Source organism: Ureibacillus terrenus (assembly GCF_006569205.1).
Taxonomy (GTDB): Bacteria; Bacillota; Bacilli; order Bacillales_A; family Planococcaceae; genus Ureibacillus; species Ureibacillus terrenus.
On sequence record NZ_VIGD01000039.1, the window covers coordinates 1 to 4,505 of the forward strand.

Sequence of the window (4,505 nt, forward strand, 5' to 3'; positions counted from 1 at the left end):
CGTCCCAAGTAGATTGTCAAAGGCTCTTTTCACTTTGACAATCTACTTGGGATGTGGAACAATCCATGAATGGTTGTTGTGCAAAAAAACTTAATCTTTTTGTGTCCAAAAACTTGACGTAGATCCACCCCATTCATTTGGCCCTTTATTAGAGGTTAGAATGAATGCTGCTTTATCATATAAATCATAGATAAACTGGAAAAATAGATTGGCTTCCTGAGTCTCGTAAGTCATGTACATGACATCATCAATAATAATTAAATCCGAAGCTATAATACGTTTGTAGCGTATTTTAGATTTATTGATATATTCTTTTGTTTTTAAAATATACATAAGCTGATTCATGGAGACAAAGGATACTTTGTATCCTCTCTCCACAGCGTGTATTCCTAATGCAACGGATAAATGTGTTTTTCCTGCTCCTGTTGGTCCCATCAAAATTAAAGTAAAGTAAGCGTAAAATAACGCCCACGTGTTTTTTCGTGGGCGTTTATTATATGCTCTATTTAGTTTTATTTGGTACGCGACATTCTTCTGGAATTGTCTTCGACCAAGGAAGGAGTTGATCGATGGCTTCTACATCATTGTGATCTATCAATGGTAATTGTTCGAAAAGATAGGTTAAGTAGTTCAATGGATTTAATTGATTCTCTTTAGCTGTTTCGACAATGCTATAAATAATAGCGCTGGCTGATGCACCTTTCATCGATTGTGCAAATAGCCATGCCTTCCGGCCCATCACGAATGGTTTAATCGATCGTTCCGCACGATTATTATCGATTTCAAGTCGACCATCTTCTAAAAACACTATGAGCTTACTCCATTGATTTATACAATATGTAATTGCCTCTCCCAATTTGCTTTTTGGGGGAACTTGAGGGCGTTTTGTTTTTAGCCATGCCAAAAAAGCGTCTAACACAGGTTTAATGTGTTCAAGACGGTATTCTTTGCGCTGTTCGGGAGTACAGTTCTCAAATTTTTCACTGATTTGTCTTTCAATCTGGAATAATTGATTACAGAATTGAATTCCTTCTGCAGCGGTTGATGATGTTTTATCCACATTGGCTGGTAATGCCTTCAGTGCTTCATCGAATTTTCGCCTTGCATGTGCCCAACACCCTACCAGTTCGACATCCTTTAATTCATGATATCCTGCATATCCATCTACATGCAGATATCCCTTAAATCCTTTTAGAAAAGCCTTCGGATGTTTACTGTGACGAGTCGTTTGATAATCATATAAGATGATTGGCGGTACGTCTCGTCCTGTTCGATACATCCACATATAAGACTTCGAATCCGCTTTTCGTCCAGGTTCTGCTAGAACTTGAAGTGTAGTTTCATCCGCATGTAGAATATCGTTTTCGAGTAATAGCTCATGCATCCGTTTATATAGAATGGAAAGCCAATTGGTTGCACCATAAATCATCCAGTTGGCGAGCGTTTGGCGTGATAAATACACACCGAATCGTTCCAACTGCTTTTCTTGACGATAAAGAGGCATTCCTTCCACGTATTTTTGGTTCATGATATAAGCCATAGCCGATGCAGATGCCAAACTTTTTGGGTAAATTGGTGTTGGCATTTTGGCTGTGACAATCGGTGTCTCGATTCCTTCCCGTTCACATTGACGGCAACTGTAAATATGTTGAACATGCTCAACGACTTTTACTTGAGCAGGAATAATCTTGATTTCTCTTCGTATTTCCGTACTCATTTCGTGTACGGTTCCACCGCAACACAAACAAACCTGCTCTTCTTCGGCTAAACGATAGTGAATCGTTTCCGTCGGCAAGTTCTCTAGTTTCGCATCGCGTTGTCCTACAGACTTCTTCCGTTTATAAGTAATGGTTTCAAGTGTAGGTTCTTCCACTTCTGTATCCGCTGTGATTTCAGCTTCATTAAAAAGAGGAAGTTCGAGTTGATCCGGATTCGTTTTTTCACTGGAAGCCCCAAATTTTTTATGTTGGCTAAGGCGGAATTGTTCTTCCAACCATTTGATTTTAGCCTGTAAGGCTTCATTTTGTTTTTTGAGTTCCGCATTTCTCGCTTGCAGTTCTTCAATTGTTGATTCATTGGTTTGTTTGTGTTTGTTCATAAGTTAAAGAATAAAGGAAAGGAATTGACAGGTCAATGTCAAATTCCTTTTAAACCATGATTTTAGCTGATACTTGTTCATGTGCTTGTTTTTGTTCAAATGAAAGACCATCGAGCAACCAACTGAATTGGCGGGGAGTGATGCACAAAGGGCCGGGAGTTCTTTCATCAGGCCATTGAAAGACCCCTTTCTCTAAACGACGATAGTACAACCAAAACCCATTGTGATCCCAATGGAGAATTTTCAATTTATCTCGTTTCCGATTACAGAAAACAAAGAGATTAGAAGAGAAAGGATTTAACTGAAAGCTCATTTGAATAATGGCTGCTAATCCATCAATCGACTTGCGTAAATCCGTTGCCCCCGCTGCTAAATAAACATGTTGAATGGGTGTTTTACTTAACATGTGTTTTCAGCACCTGAACCACTTCGTTGAAAAGGAGTGGATTGAAACCTTCTTTTACTTCGATGGAAAATTCCCCAATGTTAACGATGAGCGGGGAGTTTTTTTCATCCAACGGATGGGATACTTCAACAGTTAGCCATTGAGGGGAAGTCCGTGAAGTTTCAGTTGTCTCTAACTCTAGTCTTTTCATCCATTTATATATACTTTGGTGACCTACTTGATTTTGTTTGCACCAAGCTTTTATACTTGACTCTCCACTAGATCGATAAGATTCGATTCGTTGTTGCCACAATTGTTTTCGTTCATCTGGGGACATAAAAATAAAAACCTCCTAACTTTTGATGTTGATCTAATTATCACAAAACATCAAAAGGGTTAGAAGGTGTGGGATATTTGGCGCTTACTTTTAAAACTTAAACATTTGCAGAATAATCGGTGCACCTTTTGGCGGCAGGTCTTCAGTTATTAACTTGAGCATGCCGCACTCTACTTCGTAATTTTCTTTAGGTTGAAGCACTCCGTTAATAAATAAATTCATATAGGAGACTGTACTTGGATCCATGATTTTGTGATGTTTTCCTTTTGTAATCCCATCTTGATCTCTATAGACTCTTGACTTCCCATTTGAAATTGTAAAGTACTCAAAAACTTCAACCTTTTTTGGAAGGCGAAAGGAAAATTCTGTCGGCGGCAAAGGAGGGATTCTTAATAATGGCTTGGGTAAATTATTTACACCTGTTTGTTTGTTCATCATTCCGATCCTTCCAGATAATTACTAACTCTTTTTATTTTATGCCTAAGTCAATAAAAAATTTCACCATATAATAAAGCGAAAATAAACTTCAAGGAGGAAACTTCATGCCATTGGAAATTTTGAAGCTTGCAATTAATGCGGCCACAACTGTAGTTACTTCTCCAGATGTACAAAAATTTTTTTATGTAGTAGATGCGGATGTATCTGGTGGAACAACGTTAACCATTGACGCAGATGATTTTATGGATGATACAGGGGCAACAGGAGTTACACTTCCGGAATTAGCTGATGAAAATAGTTATTTTATTGTTTATGTAAATGGTGTCCAAGTAATGCAAGACTTAGTGACATATAACCCAGGCGGATCGGGTGCAGGATCTCTTGTAATTAATGTCCCTGCAGGATCCGATATTATTGCAAATTCACCGGTCGTTCTTGTCGTAACAAACTTTAATCCAACAGCCCAAACGACTATTAATACTTAAGAAGTTGTATAATAAATGAATTAAGATTATCCGTATACAAAGGCAAAGCACCTCCTTTCGATTAGAAGAGGTGCTTTGTTAGTTTAGAGAATGTGGACGAGATAAGTTATTTGAAATAAATTACTAATAGAAATTCCCATGATGTACAAGGCCGGATTAAAAAACTAATTGAACTCCCCTTAAATCTTTAGATTGGAAGAGGATGAGAAAGAATATGGAAAAGAGGAATTTAAATTTAATCTTTATGGCTTCAAATATATTGATTGGTGTAATTCTTGGATTATTCATCGTTTACAGTATAAAGAAGGAGTTCAACTTAAGTGTTTTCCTCGGTGCTTTAACATCCACCGTGGTCAAGTCCAAATTATTGTGTAAATTCCCCTTTGATAGAAAACATGGACCTGATGACTTGACGTATGGTAGGTAAGTCCGGCAAGTCTCCCTGCCGGTCGCCTTCCCGGACCAATGATCATGTTGTCAAGGAACAGGCGTGTCAAGGAGCTTTCGCGGCAACTCCTCGCTTCCGAGGTATTCCACGTTCTCCTTGACACAGCGAAGGGGTTATCCCACTCTCTTGATCGCCGGAGCCTCCTGATTCACCGATCGGACTCCTTGCTCTTTCGTTTTCTGCCACTGCCAATATTCAGCCATATCCAAGTATTTGCGCCCTGACATCCATTTTTCATCGATTTCGATCAACACGGCACCAACGAGGCGATACACCGATTCCCGGTTCGGAAAGATGCGGATGACCCGTTCTCT

Annotated in this window: 6 protein-coding genes and 1 pseudogene; 1 reads left to right on the forward strand and 6 read right to left on the reverse strand. The window is 38.9% G+C overall.

The genetic code is table 11. The annotated features are described in order from the left end of the window. Positions 1–126 precede the first annotated feature (126 nt). The 5 genes and pseudogenes from FKZ59_RS14035 to FKZ59_RS14055 all read right to left on the reverse strand — a co-directional run. Positions 127–453, reverse strand: a pseudogene (locus tag FKZ59_RS14035) (ATP-binding protein); the annotation flags it as partial. Between the two features lie 49 nt (positions 454–502). After that, entirely contained in the window at positions 503–2,098 is a 1,596-nt protein-coding gene (gene tnpC, locus FKZ59_RS14040) for an IS66 family transposase (protein WP_141603365.1), read from the reverse strand. Between the two features lie 49 nt (positions 2,099–2,147). Continuing rightward, positions 2,148–2,504: an IS66 family insertion sequence element accessory protein TnpB gene (tnpB, locus tag FKZ59_RS14045; protein ID WP_141603366.1), complete on the reverse strand. Its 357-nt coding sequence runs from the start codon at positions 2,502–2,504 to the stop codon at positions 2,148–2,150. After that, complete coding sequence (gene tnpA, locus FKZ59_RS14050; protein ID WP_141603367.1) at positions 2,494–2,820, reverse strand: IS66 family insertion sequence element accessory protein TnpA; 327 nt, start codon at positions 2,818–2,820, stop codon at positions 2,494–2,496. Before tnpA ends, tnpB begins: the two co-directional genes overlap by 11 nt. Before the next feature lie 90 nt (positions 2,821–2,910). Further along, positions 2,911–3,258, reverse strand: a complete 348-nt coding sequence (locus FKZ59_RS14055) for a DUF4183 domain-containing protein (RefSeq protein ID WP_141603368.1) — start codon at positions 3,256–3,258, stop codon at positions 2,911–2,913. 104 nt (positions 3,259–3,362) lie between these two features. Between FKZ59_RS14055 and FKZ59_RS14060 the strand changes: the two genes are divergently transcribed. Continuing rightward, on the forward strand, positions 3,363–3,743 hold the full coding sequence (locus FKZ59_RS14060; protein ID WP_141603369.1) for a DUF4183 domain-containing protein: 381 nt from the start codon (positions 3,363–3,365) through the stop codon (positions 3,741–3,743). A gap of 561 nt (positions 3,744–4,304) precedes the next feature. Here FKZ59_RS14060 and FKZ59_RS14070 read toward each other — a convergent pair. Next, the coding region (locus FKZ59_RS14070) for a transposase (RefSeq protein WP_181733312.1) at positions 4,305–4,505 on the reverse strand (201 nt) is incomplete at its 5' end.

Excerpts from the sequence above, each read along its gene's own strand:
- tnpC (WP_141603365.1), bottom strand. The coding sequence starts at position 2,098 with ATGAACAAACACAAACAAACCAATGAATCAACAATTGAAGAACTGCAA.
- tnpB (WP_141603366.1), bottom strand. The coding sequence starts at position 2,504 with ATGTTAAGTAAAACACCCATTCAACATGTTTATTTAGCAGCGGGGGCA.
- tnpA (WP_141603367.1), bottom strand. The coding sequence starts at position 2,820 with ATGTCCCCAGATGAACGAAAACAATTGTGGCAACAACGAATCGAATCT.
- FKZ59_RS14055 (WP_141603368.1), bottom strand. The coding sequence starts at position 3,258 with ATGATGAACAAACAAACAGGTGTAAATAATTTACCCAAGCCATTATTA.
- FKZ59_RS14060 (WP_141603369.1), top strand. The coding sequence starts at position 3,363 with ATGCCATTGGAAATTTTGAAGCTTGCAATTAATGCGGCCACAACTGTA.